Source organism: Nocardia sp. X0981 (assembly GCF_977089955.1).
The window spans coordinates 1037363-1056345 of the sequence record NZ_OZ372435.1; the positions used below are offsets into that span (position 1 = coordinate 1037363).

18 protein-coding genes and 1 pseudogene are annotated in these 18983 nt (G+C 68.5%); 7 read left to right on the forward strand and 12 right to left on the reverse strand.

The features are described from left to right. Positions 1-2: 2 nt before the first annotated feature. Positions 3-1505 (reverse strand): MocR-like transcription factor YczR, encoded by a 1503-nt coding sequence (gene yczR / locus ACYR7D_RS04510; RefSeq protein WP_459548369.1) that lies wholly within the window; start codon positions 1503-1505, stop codon positions 3-5. A gap of 61 nt (positions 1506-1566) precedes the next feature. Between yczR and ACYR7D_RS04515 the strand changes: the two genes are divergently transcribed. Continuing rightward, complete coding sequence (locus ACYR7D_RS04515; RefSeq protein WP_459548370.1) at positions 1567-1776, forward strand: hypothetical protein; 210 nt, start codon at positions 1567-1569, stop codon at positions 1774-1776. A 66-nt stretch (positions 1777-1842) separates the two neighbouring features. Here ACYR7D_RS04515 and ACYR7D_RS04520 read toward each other — a convergent pair whose 3' ends face one another. Beyond that, a complete protein-coding gene (locus ACYR7D_RS04520; protein WP_459548371.1) occupies positions 1843-2130 on the reverse strand; it encodes a hypothetical protein in 288 nt (95 codons plus the stop codon). A 177-nt stretch (positions 2131-2307) separates the two neighbouring features. After that, a complete protein-coding gene (locus ACYR7D_RS04525; protein WP_459548372.1) occupies positions 2308-4797 on the reverse strand; it encodes an Rv0361 family membrane protein in 2490 nt (829 codons plus the stop codon). A gap of 85 nt (positions 4798-4882) precedes the next feature. Between ACYR7D_RS04525 and ACYR7D_RS04530 the strand changes: the two genes are divergently transcribed. Both ACYR7D_RS04530 and ACYR7D_RS04535 read left to right on the forward strand, forming a co-directional pair. Next, positions 4883-5326, forward strand: coding sequence for a DUF3151 domain-containing protein (locus tag ACYR7D_RS04530; RefSeq protein ID WP_459548373.1), 444 nt, complete (start codon positions 4883-4885; stop codon positions 5324-5326). Positions 5327-5394: 68 nt separating this feature from the next. Next, complete coding sequence (locus ACYR7D_RS04535) at positions 5395-6489, forward strand: FUSC family protein (protein ID WP_459548374.1); 1095 nt, start codon at positions 5395-5397, stop codon at positions 6487-6489. Positions 6490-6536: 47 nt separating this feature from the next. Here ACYR7D_RS04535 and ACYR7D_RS04540 read toward each other — a convergent pair whose 3' ends face one another. Together ACYR7D_RS04540 and ACYR7D_RS04545 are read right to left on the reverse strand one after the other, a co-directional pair. After that, entirely contained in the window at positions 6537-7253 is a 717-nt protein-coding gene (locus tag ACYR7D_RS04540) for a site-2 protease family protein (protein ID WP_459550013.1), read from the reverse strand. 577 nt (positions 7254-7830) lie between these two features. Next, the gene (locus ACYR7D_RS04545; protein WP_459548375.1) at positions 7831-8490 is read right to left on the reverse strand and encodes a hypothetical protein; all 660 of its coding nucleotides are present in this window, start codon (positions 8488-8490) and stop codon (positions 7831-7833) included. 202 nt (positions 8491-8692) lie between these two features. Here ACYR7D_RS04545 and ACYR7D_RS04550 point away from each other — a divergent pair, with 202 nt between their 5' ends. After that, positions 8693-9979, forward strand: coding sequence for an adenylosuccinate synthase (locus tag ACYR7D_RS04550; protein ID WP_459548376.1), 1287 nt, complete (start codon positions 8693-8695; stop codon positions 9977-9979). 75 nt (positions 9980-10054) lie between these two features. On the opposite strand, the gene ACYR7D_RS04555 is transcribed toward ACYR7D_RS04550, so the two are convergent. Together ACYR7D_RS04555 and fbaA are read right to left on the reverse strand one after the other, a co-directional pair. Continuing rightward, on the reverse strand, positions 10055-11170 hold the full coding sequence (locus ACYR7D_RS04555; protein ID WP_459548377.1) for a BTAD domain-containing putative transcriptional regulator: 1116 nt from the start codon (positions 11168-11170) through the stop codon (positions 10055-10057). Positions 11171-11194: 24 nt separating this feature from the next. Next, positions 11195-12229, reverse strand: coding sequence for a class II fructose-bisphosphate aldolase (gene fbaA, locus ACYR7D_RS04560; RefSeq protein WP_459548378.1), 1035 nt, complete (start codon positions 12227-12229; stop codon positions 11195-11197). 208 nt (positions 12230-12437) lie between these two features. On the opposite strand from fbaA, the gene ACYR7D_RS04565 reads away from it, so the two are divergent. Both ACYR7D_RS04565 and ACYR7D_RS04570 read left to right on the forward strand, forming a co-directional pair. Then, a complete protein-coding gene (locus ACYR7D_RS04565) occupies positions 12438-13178 on the forward strand; it encodes a DedA family protein (protein ID WP_459550014.1) in 741 nt (246 codons plus the stop codon). Positions 13179-13208: 30 nt separating this feature from the next. After that, positions 13209-13847: pseudogene (locus ACYR7D_RS04570) on the forward strand (DedA family protein); the annotation flags it as partial. 90 nt (positions 13848-13937) lie between these two features. On the opposite strand, the gene ACYR7D_RS04575 reads toward ACYR7D_RS04570, so the two are convergent. Then, positions 13938-15026 carry a glycoside hydrolase family 76 protein gene (locus ACYR7D_RS04575; protein WP_459550015.1) on the reverse strand — a complete coding sequence of 363 codons (1089 nt, stop codon included), beginning with the start codon at positions 15024-15026 and terminating at the stop codon, positions 13938-13940. Between the two features lie 502 nt (positions 15027-15528). On the opposite strand from ACYR7D_RS04575, the gene ACYR7D_RS04580 reads away from it, so the two are divergent. Beyond that, positions 15529-16197 carry a TrmH family RNA methyltransferase gene (locus ACYR7D_RS04580; RefSeq protein WP_459550016.1) on the forward strand — a complete coding sequence of 223 codons (669 nt, stop codon included), beginning with the start codon at positions 15529-15531 and terminating at the stop codon, positions 16195-16197. 30 nt (positions 16198-16227) lie between these two features. Here the strand turns inward: ACYR7D_RS04580 and ACYR7D_RS04585 are convergent, their stop codons facing one another. From ACYR7D_RS04585 to pyrE, 4 genes are all read right to left on the reverse strand, one after another. Then, positions 16228-16545 (reverse strand): DUF4190 domain-containing protein, encoded by a 318-nt coding sequence (locus ACYR7D_RS04585; RefSeq protein ID WP_459548379.1) that lies wholly within the window; start codon positions 16543-16545, stop codon positions 16228-16230. 53 nt (positions 16546-16598) lie between these two features. Beyond that, the gene (locus ACYR7D_RS04590; protein ID WP_459548380.1) at positions 16599-17288 is read right to left on the reverse strand and encodes a lysoplasmalogenase family protein; all 690 of its coding nucleotides are present in this window, start codon (positions 17286-17288) and stop codon (positions 16599-16601) included. Between the two features lie 2 nt (positions 17289-17290). Beyond that, the gene (locus tag ACYR7D_RS04595; RefSeq protein ID WP_459550017.1) at positions 17291-18349 is read right to left on the reverse strand and encodes a beta-ketoacyl-ACP synthase 3; all 1059 of its coding nucleotides are present in this window, start codon (positions 18347-18349) and stop codon (positions 17291-17293) included. A gap of 81 nt (positions 18350-18430) precedes the next feature. After that, on the reverse strand, positions 18431-18979 hold the full coding sequence (gene pyrE / locus ACYR7D_RS04600) for an orotate phosphoribosyltransferase (protein WP_459548381.1): 549 nt from the start codon (positions 18977-18979) through the stop codon (positions 18431-18433). Positions 18980-18983 lie beyond the last annotated feature (4 nt).

Genomic DNA, 18983 nt, shown 5'->3' on the forward strand with positions numbered 1-18983 from the left:
CCTCAGTAGCAGGTGAGGGGCGCGAGAGTGTCCCCGGCCTGGGGACCCAGCGACGAGTAGGCCGCGGCGATGGCGGTGACGGCCCGGCGCAGCTCCGGTTCGGGATTGGTGTAGGGCAGGCGCAGGAATCGTTCGAACGCGCCCTGCACGCCGAACCGGGGTCCCGCCGCCAGGAGTACGCCGTGGTTGGGTGCGGTGGCGGCCAGCGCGGTGGATACCGGCGCGGGTAGCTGCGTCCAGACCGACATACCGCCGACGCCGGGGAATACGTACCAGTCGGGCAATTCCTCGGCCATGGCCTCGAGCAGTGCCGCACGTTGATCGCGCAACTGTGCGCGGCGCCGGGCGAGAATGGGTTCACCCGCTTCGAGCAGGTGTACCCCCGCCAGCTGGTCCATCACCGGTGTGCCGAGGTCGACGGTGGCGCGGATGCCCAGCAGCCGGGTGATCAACGATTCCGAGGTCCGGATCCAGCCCAGCCGCAGCCCGCCCCAGAACGATTTGGACGCCGAACCGATGGTGATCACCTCGGATCCCTTCGCGAAAGCGGCGACCGGCGCGACCGGCGCGGCGTCGTCGAGGGTGAGGTCGGCCATGGATTCGTCGATTATCAGGGTCATCCGGGTTTCCCGGGCGATGGCGACCAGTTCGGCGCGGGTCGCCTCGTCCATCCGGAATCCGGTGGGGTTGTTGTGGTCGGGCACCAGGTAGGCCAGTGCGGCGGCGGTCTGCCGGGCAGCGCTGCGCAGCCCGTCGAGATCCCATGCGGCGCCGGGATCCTCGAGCCGCAAGGGGACCGGCACCGGACGCGCACCGACATCGCGGATGGCTTCGATGGCATTGGGGTAGGTGGGATGGTCGATGAGTACCCGGGCGGCCGGGGACGCCAGCACGTTCAGCAGCAGCCGGAGCCCGTGCTGGGCGCCGAGGGTGACCAGGATCTGGTCCGAGCTGGTCGGCAGGCCGCGTTCGGTGTAGCGGCGGGCGAGTGCCTCTCGCAGCGGCAGGATACCCACCGGATCCATGCCGTGTGTACTCAGATACGACGGAATGCCTTGTAGGGCGACGGAATACGCTTCGGCCATTTCGGGTGGCGCGGTCATGGCGGCATAGGTCAGATCCACGGCGGGTTGAGCGTCGGTGGACATGGTGGCCAGGATGCCGCGGGCGGCGCGGGTGCCGTCGTGCGCGACGGCGGGCGGTAACGCCACCGTGCTCCGGGAGCCCTGCCGGGTGATGAGGTAGCCGTGATCCCGCAACAGGGAGTAGGTGGAGGTCACGGTGGTACGGCTGACACCGAGTGTGGCGGCCAGATCGCGTTCACTGGGCAGGGCCACTCCCAGCGGCGCGCGACCGTCGTGGATGAGCAGCCTGATGCCCTCGGCCAGGGCCAGGTATGCGGGGCGAGCCGGTTTACGAGCACCGTCGGCCGTCGCCGAATCCGCACTTCGCCAGTGCCCCAGGTCGCGCGCCAGACCCGACGCGCCGATCACTCGTGTTGCCATGAGGTCCAGTATTGAGCCACTGGCTCTTTCGAAGCAAGTCCAGTTATTGCATGCTGGAGGCATGACACTCTTTGTGGCACTCGTGGGAGTGGGAACCTTCGGCTTTTTCGCCTATCACTACGTCGTGAACGAGTCGCGGCTACCGGAACTCCTGGAAAAGTACCGCCCGATCGGTTCTGTCCAGGACGACTCCGCCAGCCGCTACGACCTCGAACGCGACTACCGGAACCTGAGCGCTGCCGGTTCCCGCCGCACCCTGGAACGGATCTGACCCGGCACCACCGCGCATGACGGGAAATACCTACCAGTCCAGTTGTCCAACTGGACTGGTTTGGTGTCAGTTCAGTGGGTGCGCGCGATAGAACTCGCACGCCTCACCCGCGAGCAGGCCGTCCGCACAGGCGAAATAAGTCTGGATACAGGAATTGGTATCGCACCCCAACCGGACGAGCTGGTCGCGGATCCGGAGATTGCGCTCCTGCGGGGTCTCGACCGGAGACGGCGCGGCGACCGGACCGGAAGCCGGAACAGCGCTTCCACTGTTCTCCGCACACGCGCCGAGCAGGGCTGCTCCGACGCACAGGGCAACACTGCCGGCGAAACGGACGACAGACCTCGTCACCATGCGCACCTCCAGATCCCGGGGTGTTCGGCGCGCGGCCAGCGTAACCGATACCGGACCGGATGAGAATCCTCGATCCGGTCCGGTCCCCCGAAACGGGAAGGCCCCGCTCCCCCTCGGGGAGCAGGGCCTTCCGCCAGCGGACCAGCGCACTCGCGAGAACATATCCGCGGGCGCGGTTTACGGAGTGGCGGCCGGCGGATCACACACCTTCCAACCGTCCGCGGTCTGCTGAAGGTCGAAGGTCCGGGCCGTCTGCTCCGGGTCCGCCTCGGTGTGTACGGAGACCTGCGCCAGCGCCGTACGATCGGTGATCTGCACGGCATCGACGCTGGTGACCTCGGGAATACTGCCCTCGTCGACGGCCTGCTGGTGCACACCGGCGAACTGTTCCTCGGACAGGCCCTGGTAGTACTCGTGCAGCGCACCGCAGGTGGCGGTACGCAGCCCGGCCAGGTCACCGCTTTCCAGTGCGCCGGTATAGGCGCCGATCGCCGCCCGGATCCGGGCCTGCGGGGAATCGTCTTCGGATCCGACGGATACCAGGATCGCGATCAGCGCCACCACCAGCACCGCGGCGGCCCCGGCCGCCAGCAGCCACTTCTTGTTCCCGCCGGATTCGGCGGAAGTGGCAGCCGGTTCCACCCGCTGCGGCTGGGCGATCGGCGCGGACGCGGTATAGCCGGAGGGCTGGGCGATACGTTGTTCGGCCACGGTGGGTTTGCTGTCGGCCGGCGACGGCGCACCACCCTGGCGCTGGGCACCGGGCCGGGACGGGCCGGCCTGGGGTCGCCCGCTCGGACGTCCCCCGGGCGGAGGCCCACCGGGACGCTGCGCAGCGGGCTGTTCCGGTCGGCCGGGAGCCTGCGGGCCGGGTCGTTTCGGCCCCGATTGCGGACGCGGGGTGCTCGGTGGTTTCGACAGCGGCACACCCGGACCCACCCGGTCGGTGCGCGCCGGACCCTGCGGGCCACCGGTCTTCGCTCCCGGGCGTCCCGCCTGCCGTACCTGGTTCATATCGATACGTTCGGTGGCATCGGGATCGGGCTGGTGGGCGGGCAGGCTCACGGTCCGTGCCTCGTCGGGCCGCTGCGGCCGCGGGATCACGACCGTCTTCGCGTCCGAACTCTCCGCCGCTCCGCCTTCTCCGGCCGCGCCCGTCACCGCCGCGGTCTCCTCGGTGTCGGCGGCCTCGGGGCCCGAGGACCCGCCCGCCTGCTCACCCTCTCCGGTATCGCTGTGCGCGGTATCCGTACCCGCGTCCTCGGCGTCGGGGCTTCCCACACCGCCTACCCCGGCGCTCCGGGGCTCCGGGGCTCCGGATACCGCGGCCGGACCGGCTTCGCCTCCCGCCGCGACCACAGCGGAGGTACCGGGAGTCCGGCCGGGATCGTCCGTATCGGCACTGTCCGCGGCAGTGGGCTCGCCCCGGGGCCCGGCCGCGTCCGCCCCGGCGGCGGCTCGTCCGGTATCCGAAGCGGCGTCATCACCGGGCCCACGGTCGGCCGCCGCAGCGGCATCGGTACCCGCTTCGTCGGCTACCTCGCCGGTACCCGCTGCCCGGTCGGCGATCGCCGGCTCACCGGCGTCGGCCGGGTCCGCGGTCACGCCGTCCGCCCGCTCCGCCACCAGGCCGGCCTCGGGCTCCTCACCGGCACCGGGTATCGGCTCGGTGGGCGCCGATTCGCTGCCGGTGCCCGGTTCGCCGATCGAATCCGCCGCCTCGGGAACATCTTTCGTCACACCGTCGGCCGCCGCCGAATCATCCGCATCGCCGGCCTCCGCCGCACCGCCCCCACCGGTGGAGTCCGCCGAACCGCCCGCATCACCGGCCTCCGCCGAACCGTCCACACCGGTGGAGTCCGCCGCCGTCGACCCAGCCGATGCCTCGGGACGGATATCGGCGTCACCGGTTCCCTCCGCATCGCTTCCACCCGTATCCGCATCCGGCTCACCTGGTTCAGGGCTCACCCGCACGGCATCTTCCTCCGGGACGGCATTCTCCGCCTCGTCCGCAGAAGCTCCTCCGGGCCCGTCGGCCCCGGTCGCGGACGCGCCGGCCGCCGGCTCGCCGCCAGGAGACCCCGCTTCGGGCGAATCGTCTTCCGGCTGCGGCCGTCGCTCGGCACCGGCGGCACCGCCGTCCGTCACGGCCGCTCGTTCCGCCCCGGTTCCCGTTTCCGCCGTTTCCTCCGCCGCACCGGTATCGGCCGCGCCGTCCGCCGGTGCCGAGTCGGCGGGATCCGCTGTCGCGGCCGGAGAGCCCGCGGCGACACCCGCCGTGTCCGTTCGCGCGGACGTTACCGGTTCCACGGACTCGTCCGGTACGTCCCCGGCAGTACGTGAATCACCGGCCCCGGTGGGGATCGCCTCGGTTTCCGCGTCACCGGTCGATCCCGCGGCGGAGGCCGTGGACCCGGCCGCCGTATCATCCCCGGTCGCCGAGGCCCGCGGCAGCGCGACGGTCGGCGCGTTGTTCTCCCCCGGGGCCGGTTCGTCCGGTGTGGTGGTGCCGGCATCGGCAGCACGATCCGGCCGCGAGGTGGTGGCCGGGGATTCCGTCCCGGGCGACCCCTCGGCGGCAGAGTCCGCGCGCGGGTCTTTTCCGGCGGTCGAGCCGGAGTCCGATTCGGAGCGCATCGGTTTCTTGTCGTCGGTCGGGTGCGACACCTATACCCCTTGTTGCTGGCGAACAGATCGTGACGTAGAAGGCCAGCCTATCGAGCATTCACCCGGGCCGTGCACAATGAAGCACATGACCTCGTTCGGTGATCTGCTCGGCCCGCAACCGGTACTGCTTCCTGAACTACACGCGGCGGAAGACGCGATCGACGCCGGCACCGATCCGGTGCGGGTGGCGGCCGAGAATCCCGCCGCCTCGATCGCTTGGGCGGCGCTGGCCGAGGCCGCGCTGCAGCGCGCCGCGGACGCGGCGGAACCGGTCAACCACGATGTGGTCGCCGCCTACGGGTTCGCCCGCACCGGCTACCACCGCGGGTTGGATCTGCTCCGCCGCAACGGCTGGAAAGGCTTCGGTCCGGTGCCCTGGGAGCATGAGCCGAACCGCGGATTCCTGCGCAGCGTCGCGGCCCTGGCCCGCGCCGCCCAGGCGATCGGCGAGTCCGACGAATACGCCCGCTGCCTGGATCTGCTCGAGGACTGCGATCCGCGAGCGGCCGGAGAACTCGGTCTGGGCTGAACGTTTCCGTTGCTTTGATCGACCCGAATTCACGAATGGGCAGGGCCGGATCCAGAAGTGCCGCCCGGATGCGGCGGTCCTGGAAGCGCCTGCGTCTCTCGGCCCTCCCGATTCTCCAGTGTTCGCTCGCCGCGGCCCTGGCCTGGTTCCTGGCCAAGGATGTCGTCGGCCACGCGCTGCCCTTCTTCGCGCCGACCGCGGCGGTGGTATCGATCGGTACCGCGTTCGGGGCACGCTTGCGCCGGTCCCTCGAACTGGTGGTCGGGGTGGCCGTCGGGATCGGTGTCGGTGATCTGTTCATCTCGCAGGTGGGCACCGGGGCCTGGCAGATCGCCCTGGTGGTGGCGGTGGCGATGGCGCTGGCCGTATTCCTGGACGGCGGCCCGGTCATCGGTATGCAGGCGTCCGGTTCGGCCGTGCTGGTGGCCACGCTGATGCCGCCGGAAACCGGTGGCGGTCTCTCCCGGATGATCGATGCGCTCATCGGCGGGCTGGTGGGTGTGGTGGTCGTGGCCGCGGTGCCGTTGCATCCGGTACGCCGGGCCCGGGAGCAGGCGGCGGCGATTCTGGGGGTTATGAGCAAATCGCTCACCGATGGCGCCGCCGGGCTGCTGGAACAGGATCCCGCGAAGATCCACACCGCCCTCACCGCGGTCCGCGCCACCCAGCAGCAGTTGGATTCGCTGCGCAAAACGCTCGAGGGCGGGCGGGAGGTGAGCCGCATATCCCCGCTCTACTGGAACTCCCGCGGCCGGTTGAAGAGATTGCGGGAGGCCGCCGATCCGCTGGACAACGCGGTGCGCAACACCCGCGTGCTGCTGCGTCGCTCGTTGACGCTGGTACGGGACGACGAAATCCTCAATCCGGGACTGATCGACGAGGTGGAGCGTTTGGCCGCGGCGGTGGAGGTGGTGCGGCGCATGGTGCTCACCGACCCGGATGAACAACCCGACCGGGCCGAGGCCACGCGGGTACTGCGTTCCGTAGCGGCGGAGGCGCGGCCGGAGCTGGTGACGGGAGCCGGTCTGTCGGCGCATGTGGTCTTCGCCCAGATCCGGTCCACCCTGGTGGATCTCATGCAGGTGTGCGGGGTGCAGCGGGTATCCGCCCTCGCCCTGCTGCCTCCCACGGTGCCCAATCCCTATGTGACACCACGGAAGTAGCTCCGGCGCCGTGCGAACGGGCAGCCGCGACGCAGGCACGAGCGCGACTACGCCCAGAATCTCGTCAGGTATCCGCCGTAGCGCGACCACTGCGCCGAGACTCCGGACAGGTCGTACAGCGCGTACACGGCATCGAAGAACACCTGGTTGATCGTCGGTGTGAAAAGCAGCGCGAACAGGATCAGCATGCCGAACGGTTTGAACTGTTCCAGCCCGCGCCGGGTGGCATAGCTCAGCGAGGGTTCCAGCACCCCGTAGCCGTCCAGACCGGGTATCGGCAGCAGATTGAGCAGCGTCGCCGTCACCTGGAGAAACGCCAGGAAGCTCAGCCCGAACCAGAACGCCGGGTTCTCCTGCGAGCTACCGAAGAGCCGCACCACCAGCAGCAGTACCACCGCCCACACCGCGTTCACCGCCGGCCCGGACACGCTGATCAACCGCTGTATTCGCGGCGACACCCGGTGCGCGTGCACGTACACCGCCCCGCCCGGCAAACCGATCCCGCCGAGTGCGATGAAAACCATCGGCAGCACGATCGACAACAGCGGATGGCTGTACTTCAGCGGGTTGAGGGTCAGATACCCGCGCAGCTCCACTTCCCGGTCACCGGCGCGCCAGGCGATATAGGCATGCATGAATTCGTGCAAGCACAAACTCACCACCCAGCCGAACACCACCAGCACGAAAACCCCGGCCCGCGCCTGCCACGACCCCAGTTCCGCCTCCCACGCCACGACCCCACCGCCCACCGCGAGGGCGACCATGAGCAAAAAGACCGGACTCGGCCGCACCGCACCGCGCCGCAGCCCCGGAAACCCCGCGGTCACCGCTGCCCCTTCACGAAAATCCGCATACCCTCACCGTCCCACCGGCACAGGAACCGGCCCGCCGAAGGCCCCACGCGAGCCCCCACGCCCGACAACCGACAACCGGCCCCACCGACATAAGCCCGTGAACCCCGGAACGACACGAAACCCACCCCAACCAGCAACACGCCCCCATCCCACCACGAACCCCGAAGCGAACGCGAGAACCACACGAGACCCATCACGACCAGCAATACACGCCCGAACCCACCCCACACGAACCCCGAAGCGAACGCGAGGACCACACGAGACCCATCACGACCAGCAATACACGCCCGAACCCACCCCACACGAACCCCGAAGCGAACGCGAGAACCACACGAGACCCATCACGACCAGCAATACACGCCCGAACCCACCCCACACGAACCCCGAAGCGAACGCGAGGACCGCACGAGGCCCATCACGGTCGGCAATGTGTGGCCGGACCCGCCACATACGGACGCGGACGCCGGAGCGAATGCGGAGGACCGCATCAATGCACCAGGAGCCAGTCTTCGTGGTGCCGGTAGAAGCTCGCGCGCGGTACCGTCCGTTCGCTCTGCACACCGTCCCGGTTGATCACCGCTGCGGGGGTGCCGAGTTGCGCGGCCCGGCCCGCTGTCCAGCGGCGGCGGCGGAATCTGCGCGGTACGCTCGCCCGGACGCCGGGCAGTTCCCGGGTGGGGGTCACGAACATCGCTTTGACCGCGCCCGAGAACAATCGGGTGTCGTCGACGTAGGCCTCGCCGGTCAACCGGCCACCGTCGGGCCCGGTGATCTTGGCTCGTCCCACCAGCACCGTACCCGTATCGTCGCGCACCAGCGGCACCTTCCCGGCGGTGCCGGTCAGGGCTCGTTTGGCGGCCGTGTTTCCGGTGGCGAGGTCGTAGGCCTGGGCCGCGTAGGTACGTTCCAGCGGAACGTAGCCCACCTCCACATGGAGCCGTTCGGTGCGCATCAGGTGGGTGAGCACGGCCGCCAGCGCCGCGTCACCGCCCAGCACGATGAGCCGCGGCCGGCTGTCCGCTGCCAGCACCGGCAGCAGCTCGTCGATCAGCGCGGGTGCCGGAACGGTGCCGGCTTGCGCGGTGGGCTGTGCGGCGAGGGCGATGGGCACCGGCGCGTCGGCACAGCGGAGAACCTGGGTACTCAAACGCCCAACACCCTCCCTCGGACCGGTCACCCATGAGTGTAGAGGGTGCCCTGTGGCGGGTTGCGCCACGGGCCTGGTACGGCGGCCGTTCCCCGTGTGCCGTGTGGGCTCGAGTAGACTGTGCTCCCGGCTTCCTCCCTATTACGGCAGGTAGCTGCAGCACGGGCTGCGTGCTGCGCGTCGAACCGTAGGAGACACGACCATGCCGGCAATCGTCCTCATCGGCGCCCAGTGGGGTGACGAGGGCAAGGGCAAAGCCACCGATCTACTCGGCGGCCGCGTGCAATGGGTGGTGCGGTATCAGGGTGGCAACAACGCCGGTCATACCGTGGTGCTGCCCAACGGGGACAACTTCGCGCTGCATCTCATTCCCTCGGGCATTCTCACCCCGGGTGTCAAGAACGTCATCGGTAACGGCGTCGTGGTGGATCCCGGCGTGCTGCTCGACGAACTCGCCGGGTTGGAGGAGCGTGAGGTCGATACCTCCGGTTTGCTGCTCTCCGCGGACGCGCATCTGATCATGCCCTATCACGTGGCCATCGATAAGGTCACCGAACGTTTCCTCGGTAACAACAAGATCGGCACCACCGGACGCGGGATCGGGCCCTGCTACCAGGACAAGGTCGCGCGGGTGGGGGTGCGGGTCGCCGATGTGCTCGACGAGAAGATCCTCACCCAGAAGGTGGAGGCCGCGCTCGAGTTCAAGAACCAGGTGCTGGTCAAGATCTACAACCGGCGGGCCCTCGACCCGCAGCAGGTGGTGGAGGAGGTGCTGGCGAAAGCGGAGAAGTTCGCGCATCGCATCAGCGATACCCGGCTGGAGCTGAACCAGGCTCTCGAACGGGGGGAAACCGTGCTGCTGGAGGGCTCGCAGGGCACTCTCCTCGATGTCGATCACGGCACCTACCCCTACGTCACCTCGTCCAACCCCACCGCCGGTGGTGCCGCGGTGGGGGCGGGTATCGGCCCCAATCGGATCGGTACCGTGCTGGGTATCCTCAAGTGCTACACCACTCGGGTCGGTTCCGGTCCGTTCCCGACCGAACTGTTCGACGAATCGGGCGCCTATCTCGCCAAAACGGGCGGCGAGGTCGGGGTGACCACGGGTCGCGCCCGGCGCTGCGGCTGGTTCGACGCGGTGATCGCCCGCTACGCCACCCGCGTCAACGGCATCACCGATTACTTCCTGACCAAACTGGATGTGCTGTCCAGTCTGGATCGGGTGCCGATCTGTGTGGCCTACGAGGTGGACGGCGAGCGAGTCGAGCAGATGCCGACCACTCAAACCGGTTTCCATCACGCCAAGCCGATCTACGAGGAGATGCCGGGCTGGTGGGAGGATATTTCCGGGGCCCGCAGCTTCGCGGATCTCCCCGCCAACGCGCAGGCCTACGTGCACCGGCTGGAGGAGCTGTCGGGTGCCCGGATCTCCTGTATCGGTGTCGGCCCGGGGCGGGATCAGACCATCGTCCGCCACGACATCCTCTGATCCACGACGGGTTCGGTCCGGCGCCGCCCCGGCGGCCGTCTCGTCCGGCGAGCCGGGGTGGGCACCCCGTGCGGTTCAGCGAAGGGCCTGGAAGGCCAGGACGGTGGCGCCGATACGGATCGCGTCCCCGTCGGCCAGCAGCGCGGAATCGATCGGCTGGTCGTTGACGTAGACCCCGTTGGCCGAATCCAGGTCCTCGATCAACAGCCCGGCCCGGCCCAGTTTGATCTGGGCGTGGTATCGGCTGGCCTTCGGATCGTCGAGAACCAGATCGTTATCGGTCATCCGGCCGATCCGGAAGCCGCCGTGGGCCACCATAACCAGGCGTCCGTCGGGTAGCCGCAGTTGTCCGCTGCGTACGGTGCGCGGCACCTCGGTGACCGTATCGGTCATGGCCGCGGCCATCCGTTCGACACTTTTGAACTCGACCGTGCTCAGCGGCTCCTGGCGGAGTACTCGTCGCTCCAGTTCCAGCAAGGCGGGACCGGGGTCGATCCCGAGTTCCTCGGCCAGGACCGCCCGCACCCGGCGGCAGGCCTCCAGCGCGTCGGCATGCCGTTCGGAAAGGTAGAGGGCGGTGATGAGCTGACCCCACAGCGGCTCCCGCAGCGGATGTTCGTTGGTCAGCGCGACCAGTTCCCCGACCACCGCGGCGGATCGGCCGCAGGCGATCTCCGCGTCGAAACGCGCCGAGACCGCCAGCAGCCGCTCCTCCTCCATCGCGGTGGCGAAGCCGTCCGCGAACCCCAGGCCGGCGAGATCCGACAACGCCCGGCCGTTCCATTCGCGCAGGGCGGTGGCGAACAGCCGGGACGCGGCCACGTGATCCCCGGCGCCGGAGGCTCGGATACCGGCGTCACGGGCGGCTTCGAACCGGCCGAGGTCGCATGCGTCGTCGGTGATCTCGAGCCGGTAGCCCGAGGATTCCGTACGCAGTACCGCGGCCGGATCGATGCCCGAATTCCGCAGTGCCTTGCGGATGTTCGAGACGAAGACCTGCAGGCTCGCCGCGTAGGCGTCCGGCGGCTCCTCGTTCCAGACCATATCGGCCAGGGTGGTCGAGGCCACGGCCCGCCGCCGGTTCACCGCGAGCGCGGCCAGCAGCGCCCGGGGTTTGGGCCCGCCGATCGGCACCGGCTCACCGCCGACGAACAGCCGTACGGGCCCCAGCACACGAAGATCCAGAGTCATCTGGCTGCGGGCGGTAGGAGGCGGTCAGGCACTGATGGAGCGCCCTGCGGACTTCAGGTCCTCACAGGCCTGCACCACCCGCTGGGCCATCGACAGTTCGGCCTTCTTGAGGTAGCTGCGCGGGTCGTAGGTCTTCTTGTTGCCGACCTCGCCGTCGATCTTGAGCACACCGTCGTAGTTGCTGAACATATGGGCCGCGACCGGGCGGGTGAAGGCGTACTGGGTATCGGTGTCGACGTTCATCTTCACCACGCCGTAGCGCAGCGAATCATCGATTTCCGACTTCAGCGAACCGGAGCCGCCGTGGAACACGAAATCGAACGGCTGGGCATCGTTGGCCAGGCCCAGTTTCGCCGCGGCCACCCGCTGGCCCTCGGCCAGCACCTCGGGCTTGAGCACCACGTTCCCGGGCTTGTAGACGCCGTGCACATTGCCGAAGGTGGCGGCGAGCAGGTATTTACCCTTTTCCCCGGCGCCCAGCGCGTCGATGGTCTTCTCGAAATCCGCCGGCGAGGTGTAGAGCTTCTCGTTGATCTCGGCCTCGACACCGTCCTCTTCACCACCGACGACGCCGATCTCGACCTCGAGGATGATCTTGGCGGCGGTGGCCGCGGACAGCAACTCCTGGGCGATCGAGAGGTTCTCGTCGATCGGCACCGCCGAACCGTCCCACATATGCGACTGGAACAGCGGGTTGCGCCCCGCGTTCACCCGTTCCTGCGAGATGGCCAGCAGCGGGCGGACGAACCCGTCGAGTTTGTCCTTGGGGCAGTGGTCGGTGTGCAGCGCGATGGTGATGTCGTATTTCGCCGCCACCACATGGGCGAATTCGGCGAGCGCGACAGCGCCGGTGACCATATCCTTCACACCCTGCCCGGAACCGAATTCCGCGCCCCCGGTGGAGAACTGGATGATCCCGTCACTGCCCGCCTCGGCGAAACCTTTGATCGCCGCGTTGATCGTCTCCGACGATGTGCAGTTGATGGCCGGGAAGGCAAAAGAGTTCGCCTTGGCCTGACCGAGCATCTCGGCGTAGACCTCCGGAGTCGCGATCGGCACTGTGAAGACCTCCGTGTAGTGCGGCAGACGGGATTGTCTGTTTCTGCACATACCCTAAGCCAGGCGGGATTCATCCGGTATAAGGGGATTGTTTGCGCCGCTGTGCCCTGCGAGCCGCGAGGTACCCGGTACTGTGGGCCGGGTGATTGCGCTGGCGGCTACCGACGCGGTGACGAGCAATCTGGCTCTTACCGAACTGCTCGACCCGATGCACCTGTTGACCGAGACCTGGCTGAAGAGCGCGGTGCTCCCGGCGATCCTGGTGATCGTCTTCATCGAGACCGGCCTGCTGTTCCCGCTGCTGCCCGGTGATTCGCTGTTGTTCACCGGGGGTCTGCTGGCCGCGCAGCCCAACCCGCCGGTGTCGATCTGGGTGCTGGTGCCGGCTGTCACGTTCATCGCGTTCGCCGGTGACCAGTGCGGTTATTGGATCGGCCGGGCCATCGGTCCGGCGCTGTTCCACAAGGAGGACACCCGCTTCTTCAAGAAGAGCTACGTCACCGAAACACATGCGTTCTTCGAGAAGCACGGCCCGAAAACGATCATCATCGCCCGTTTCGTCCCGATCGTCCGGACTTTCATGCCGGTGCTGGCCGGCGTATCGAAAATGAATTACCAGCGCTATGTGGCCTTCGATATCGTCGGCGCCATAGCCTGGGGCGGCGGAGTGACGGTCCTGGGCTACTTCCTGGGCAATGTCGCGTTCATCCGCGACCATATCGAGGCGATTTTCCTGCTCATCGTGTTCGTTTCCATTCTCCCGGGAATCAGCGCGGTGGCCAAGAAGTTGCTGAACCGCGGGAAGGTGGCCTCGGATGCGGCACCCGCCCTCGTCTCCACCGCGGAACTGCCCGCCGTCGAACTGCCGGACATGGTCGACACCACCATGCCGCTGCCGGTCGTGCCGGGCGGCCGTATGGTCGGCGCGAACGAGACCCCAGTACGGTAAGTGGTGTCCGCCCCGGCCGTGCCCCATGCGATGGGCAGTTTCGAACCACTCATCTCCGCCGGCCCGGCGCTCGTCTGGACGGTGGTGCTGACCTTCGTCTTCCTGGAGTGCGCGTTCATTCTCGGCCTGTTCCTGCCCGGCGATTCCATGCTGCTCACCGCCGGGATCGTTATGGCTTCCCACTCCGCGGGAGAAACCCAGGTATGGCTGCTGTCGGTGGGCGCGATGGTCGCGGCGATCGCCGGGAACCAGGTCGGCTACGTGGTCGGGCGGCGCACCGGACACCGGCTCGTCGCCCGTAAGAACGGGCGTTATATCAACACCCACAACCTCACCCGGGTGGCCGATCTGCTGCGCCGGCACGGTTTCGTGGCGGTGCTGATCGCGCGCTGGATCCCCTGGGTACGCACCCTTTGCCCGATGGTGGCGGGCGCCGCCGAGATGGATCATCGCCGCTATACCGTGGCCAGCACCATCGGCGCGATCATCTGGGCCCCCGTGCTGCTGTTGCTCGGCTACTACGCGGGCGGTTTCATCCAGCAGATCTCCTGGCTGATGCCCATCGTGATCGGTTCGCTGGTGTTCTTCCTGATCGTGGGCACGATCATCGGTATCCGGCAGTACCGGCAGGAGATGGCGCAACCGGCCGAGGATTTCGATCTCGATTCCGCGGCGGCCGACGCCGACACCATGCCGCTGCCCGACCTCGGCGGCACGGTCCGCGAACCGCAACGGTATGCCGGCAACCTCCCGTATGAACTACAGTCCGGCCGCGGTGACCCGGTGGGCGGCTTCCATGAGCAGCCAACCCGACAGCTGTACCGATAGGTCGCGCTCGGGCACCCGCGACGAGGTCACCGCGCCGTTCGACGTGAGCCCGCCGGCTCCCGAGCTGCCGCCCGGCAGCTGAGCGGAAACGGTCCAGTCGTGCCCGAACAGCGGCTCGCCCTCGACATCGAGCCGGTTCGACCATGCCGCGGCCGCCGACTCCCGGACGATCCGGGCCGCGGTCCGGCGATCGGCGATCTGCTCGTGCTCCTCGCCGGGGAGCATGAGCGCCACCAGCGCGAGGTAGCGGACGAGGATCCCGTTGAACAGGCCGCCGTCGCCACCGCTACCGCCGCGCACCACACCGCCGGTGGTCAGATTGTCCTCGACCGCGTCGAGGAGACGATGGACGCGGTCGAGATGGACGGAGTCGCCGGTACGGACGGCGAGTTCGGTTTCCAGCCCGAGCACCACGCCCTGGCAGTAGCTGTAGATCGGGCGTTCGACCACCCCGGACGGCAGATGGATACCGTCGAAGATCAAGCCCGTCTCCGGATCGCGCAGGGTGGTATCGATCCAGTCCGCGATCTCGGCCGCCCGTTCGTACCGGCCGAGCCGCGCGAGCGCGATACCGGCGGGGCCGTTGGCGGGGGCGTTGTAGAAATCGGCACCCACCCGCCACGGGATACCGCCGCCCACCTCCGGGTCCCATGCGGTGAACAGCTTCTGCTCCAGCGGACCCAGCCCGCCACGGGCCGCCCCGTTGTGCTGGACGCGCGAGGCCCGTTCCAGGGCGAGGGCCAGCCAGGCCATATCGTCGTAGTACCGGTTGGTCCAACCGGAGATATTGCGCAGCCGATGCGACCGCACCAGCGCGCCGATCCGCTTCCGGCGTTCGATGGTCGGGGCCCGGTCGACGGCATCGACGGCGCAGTCGATGAGATGGGCCTGCCACCAGTAGTGCCAGGTCAGGAAGAAACGTTCGCGCCGGGTCGCGGGCCAGCCCACCACGCCGAGCGCTGTGCCGGGCAGGCACCAGAGGGGCCTCAGGTGCCGCGAGAGAACGGACGCCTCGGCCATATCGGCGCGCTCGGACCAGCGGGTCACGGAGCCACCCGGCGATCTGCGGTGCTGCCCGGCCGGACGCCGGGGAACATCGAGATCATCGCTGGGCGAGGTCATGAGTCCATATTGCCAGGAGGGCCGGAATTCCCGCCGCTCAATTGTTACCGAGTCGACGCGGAACCGTTCGGCTTCCGCCCGATTCCGTCCGGACGTGCCGGGTTGCTCCCGCGCAGCGGGCCGACCGTCCCCGACCGCATTGTTAACCCGGGTTGACATGCCACGGCCCACCGGGCACGATCCGAGCCGCTCCGTGCGACAGCCGCCGCCCGTATCGGCAAAACGGGGTACCACAATATATTTCGGACCGAGCGGACCGAGCCGCGAGCCGCCGCGGCTCGCGCACTACGATCATGCCGTGACAAACCCAGCGTCAACGGCCGATACCGACCCCGCCCGGCTCCCACCGGCAACCCCCGGGGCAGGCGCGACCGCGGCGCCGGGAAACGAGCCACCCGCGGTGGGCGACGACGAATCCGCGGCCGGTCCCACCGAATGGGGTGAACACCCATACGGGGTCGGTCCGTGGGCCGATGAACACAACGAGCTCCCGCCGGAAGACGACCGGCTCGACCCGGTTCTGCTGGCGGAAGGGGATCGCCGCAATGTGGTCGACGCCTATCGCTACTGGACCCGGGAGGCGATCGTCGCCGATATCGACCGCCGCCGCCATCCTTTCCACGTCGCCATCGAGAATTTCGGGCACGACGCGAATATCGGCACCGTCGTGCGCACGGCCAACGCCTTCGCCGCCGGTGCGGTCCATATCGTCGGCCGCCGCCGCTGGAATCGCCGCGGCGCCATGGTGACCGACCGCTATCAGCACATCACCCACCACCCCGATATCGAAACGCTGCTGGAATTCGCGCGCGCCGAAGATCTCAGCGTGGTGGCGGTCGACAATGTGCCGGGCTCGGTACCACTGGAAACAGTACGTCTACCGCGCCGCTGCCTGCTGCTCTTCGGCCAGGAGGGCCCGGGCGTCACCGAAAGCGCCCGGGAAGCGGCCGTACTCACGGTGTCCATCGCCCAATTCGGCTCCACCCGCAGTATCAACGCGGGCGTGGCGGCGGGTATCGCCATGCACACCTGGATCCGTCAGCACGCGGATCTGACCACCGCGTGGTGAGCATCCGCGCCGTATACGTCGCCCGGCCGGTCAGGTCGTGGAAGCCGCGCCGAGGACGATGACGAGAACGACGAAGTAGACGACGATCGCCAATACCGCCAGGATCAGCAGGACCGAGCCGATGATACCGAGTACATAACCCACCATCACATTGCTGCGACCACCGATACTGCCGCCCGAGGCGTCGATCTCGTGGAGCGTCCGGCGGCCCATCACCCACGCGAACGGCGCGCAGAACTGGCAGAACATCATCCCGACGATGCCGAGGACGAGCACCAGGGTGGCCCGAGGATGCTCCGGTGGTGGACCGTAGCCCGGGTGTCCGTACGCGGGTGGCGGGTAACTCATGGTGGGATCGTAGCGGCCGGAACCGAAGCGGAGAAACGAGAATTCGGGCCGGCTCAACGCCGGGTATGCGCCTCGGGGTCGGCGAGCAGGAACTGCGCGGCACCGTAAGTCGCCAGGATGACGCCCTCCAGCACCCGGCGCGACCGCTCTCCGCGCGCGAACAAGCGGCGTACCACGATGAGACCGTCCGAAACGGTGAACAGCAGGGCACCCAGCCCGAGGCGACTACGCGGATCGGCATCCGGAACGTTCAGTCCGGCAATCGTTTTCGCCCCCGGCGCGAGCGCCGGATCGGAGGCCAGTACGGCGGCGGTACCCAGGGTCGCGCCGTAGGCGCTCAGCGGCGCGGCGAGCGCCGGCGCCCGGCTCCGCAACAGCGCGCCCGCTCCCACCCAGGCCAGCACCCTCGGCGCCGCGACGACGGGGCGGGGACGCGCACCCCGGCGCCACCACAGCGCCGCGTACCCCATCTGCATCACCGCGAAAGACGAGGCACCCGCGACCAGCCGACGGTCGTCGTCGGGATCGATGAGCAGGACGTCACCGACGGTGGCCGCGCCCAGCGAACCCAGCAGCAGGGCCCGGTCGGCCGGGGCCGGATCGGCCCGGCCGGTGGCGATATCGGCGGCCAGCAACGGCATCATCAACGGTTTGGCCGCCCACTGCAGCCGCTCGCGGCCGGTGAGTGCTCCCAGCACGGTCACCGCCGTGGCGGCCAGATATCCGGCGCGCAGCGGACGCATCGTCAGAAACTCGGTTCCTCGGGCGCGGGCGGCAACGTGACCACCTGCCCGGCGTAACTGAGTCCGGCCCCGAAACCGAGCAGCAGCGCCAACTGACCGCCCTTCGCCTTGTCGGTGGCCAGCATTTCCTCCATCGCCAGCGGGATCGACGCCGCGGAGGTGTTGCCGGTGTTCTCGATATCGTTGGCCATCGGGACCTCGTCGGCCAGGCCCAGGTTCTTCTTCATCAGTTCGTTGATCCGCGCATTGGCCTGATGCGGGATGAAGACCTCGATGTCCTCCTTGGACACCCCCGCCACGTCCAGCGCGGTGGACAGCGCCCGGGGCAGGGTGACCGCCGCCCAGCGGAACACCCGCGGGCCCTCCATACGCAGGGACATCCGCCCCACCGGCTCCACCTCCGGATCGGTGCCCTGCAGTTCCTGCGCACGCCGCATGTAGTCGACGAAGTCGATGTCCTGCCGGATCGCCTCGGCGTTCTCGCCGTCACTACCCCAGACGGTCGGCGAGATACCGTTGTCCTCACTGGGTCCGACCACCACCGCGCCGGCCCCGTCGCCGAAGATGAACGCGGTACCGCGGTCGGTGGGGTCGATCCCGATGGTCATGGTCTCGGCCCCGATGAGCAGTACGTATTCGGCGGAGCCGGCGCGGATCATATCCGCGGCGACGCCGAGCCCGTAACCGAAACCACCACACCCGGAGGTCAGGTCGAAGGCGGGGATACCGTTCATACCGAGATCGCTGGCGACGATCGGGGCGCCGTGCGGGGTCAGCATGGGCCAGCTGGAAGTGGCCAGGATCAGGGCACCGATCCGAGCGGGGTCCACACCGCTGTTGCGCAGCGCACGCCGGCCCGCGGCCACCGAGATCGACCGCAGCGACTCGTCCCCGCTGATCCAGCGTCGATTGCGGATACCGCTGCGCTCGTAGATCCATTCATCGGTGGAATCCAGGACCTGACACACCTCGTCGTTGCTGACCACGCGACGCGGCCGGTAGGCACCGATGCCGAGCATTGCGACGTTCTCGTGCCCTTTCCTGCCGGCAATGCTCACCACGGTATTCACGACCCTTCGTTCACAGTACTGACCGATCCCAGGCTAACGGAGCAGCGTGGCAGGGAGAACAGCCCATCACGCTCAGCCCAGCGCCAGATCCTTCAAATTGAGTATGGAGCGGTACTCCAGCCCCTCGCTCGCGATCACGCGGTCCGCGCCGGTCTCCCGGTCCACCACGGTGGCCACCCCGACCACCGCCGCGCCCGCCTCCCGCAGGGCGCGTACCGCGGTCAGCGGGGAATTGCCGGTCGTGGTGGTGTCCTCGACGACCAGTACTCGTCTGCCCGCCACTTCGGGCCCCTCGATCTGACGCTGCATACCGTGCGTTTTCGCGGCCTTGCGCACCACGAACGCATCGATCGGGCGGCCCGGGGCGTGCATCACCGCCAAGGCGACGGGATCGGCACCCATGGTCAACCCGCCTACCGCGTCGAAATCCCAATCGGCGACCAGCTCCCGCAGCAGCGTGCCGATCAGCGGGCCGGCCCGATGGTGCAGGGTGGCGCGGCGCAGATCGACGTAGTAGTCGGCCTCCTTGCCCGAGGACAGTGTCACCTTGCCGTGCACGACGGCTAGGTCACGCACCAGCCCGGCCAGCACGTCCCGGTCGGTCGTTGCCTGCTCGATCATCGAT

Excerpts from the sequence above, each read along its gene's own strand:
- ACYR7D_RS04520 (WP_459548371.1), bottom strand. The coding sequence starts at position 2,130 with ATGGTGACGAGGTCTGTCGTCCGTTTCGCCGGCAGTGTTGCCCTGTGC.
- ACYR7D_RS04555 (WP_459548377.1), bottom strand. The coding sequence starts at position 11,170 with ATGACTCTGGATCTTCGTGTGCTGGGGCCCGTACGGCTGTTCGTCGGC.
- yczR (WP_459548369.1), bottom strand. The coding sequence starts at position 1,505 with ATGGCAACACGAGTGATCGGCGCGTCGGGTCTGGCGCGCGACCTGGGG.
- ACYR7D_RS04530 (WP_459548373.1), top strand. The coding sequence starts at position 4,883 with ATGACCTCGTTCGGTGATCTGCTCGGCCCGCAACCGGTACTGCTTCCT.
- ACYR7D_RS04540 (WP_459550013.1), bottom strand. The coding sequence starts at position 7,253 with ATGGTCGCCCTCGCGGTGGGCGGTGGGGTCGTGGCGTGGGAGGCGGAA.
- ACYR7D_RS04585 (WP_459548379.1), bottom strand. The coding sequence starts at position 16,545 with ATGAGTTACCCGCCACCCGCGTACGGACACCCGGGCTACGGTCCACCA.
- ACYR7D_RS04515 (WP_459548370.1), top strand. The coding sequence starts at position 1,567 with ATGACACTCTTTGTGGCACTCGTGGGAGTGGGAACCTTCGGCTTTTTC.
- ACYR7D_RS04550 (WP_459548376.1), top strand. The coding sequence starts at position 8,693 with ATGCCGGCAATCGTCCTCATCGGCGCCCAGTGGGGTGACGAGGGCAAG.
- ACYR7D_RS04575 (WP_459550015.1), bottom strand. The coding sequence starts at position 15,026 with ATGGCCGAGGCGTCCGTTCTCTCGCGGCACCTGAGGCCCCTCTGGTGC.
- ACYR7D_RS04535 (WP_459548374.1), top strand. The coding sequence starts at position 5,395 with ATGCGGCGGTCCTGGAAGCGCCTGCGTCTCTCGGCCCTCCCGATTCTC.
- ACYR7D_RS04590 (WP_459548380.1), bottom strand. The coding sequence starts at position 17,288 with ATGCGTCCGCTGCGCGCCGGATATCTGGCCGCCACGGCGGTGACCGTG.
- pyrE (WP_459548381.1), bottom strand. The coding sequence starts at position 18,979 with ATGATCGAGCAGGCAACGACCGACCGGGACGTGCTGGCCGGGCTGGTG.
- ACYR7D_RS04565 (WP_459550014.1), top strand. The coding sequence starts at position 12,438 with ATGCACCTGTTGACCGAGACCTGGCTGAAGAGCGCGGTGCTCCCGGCG.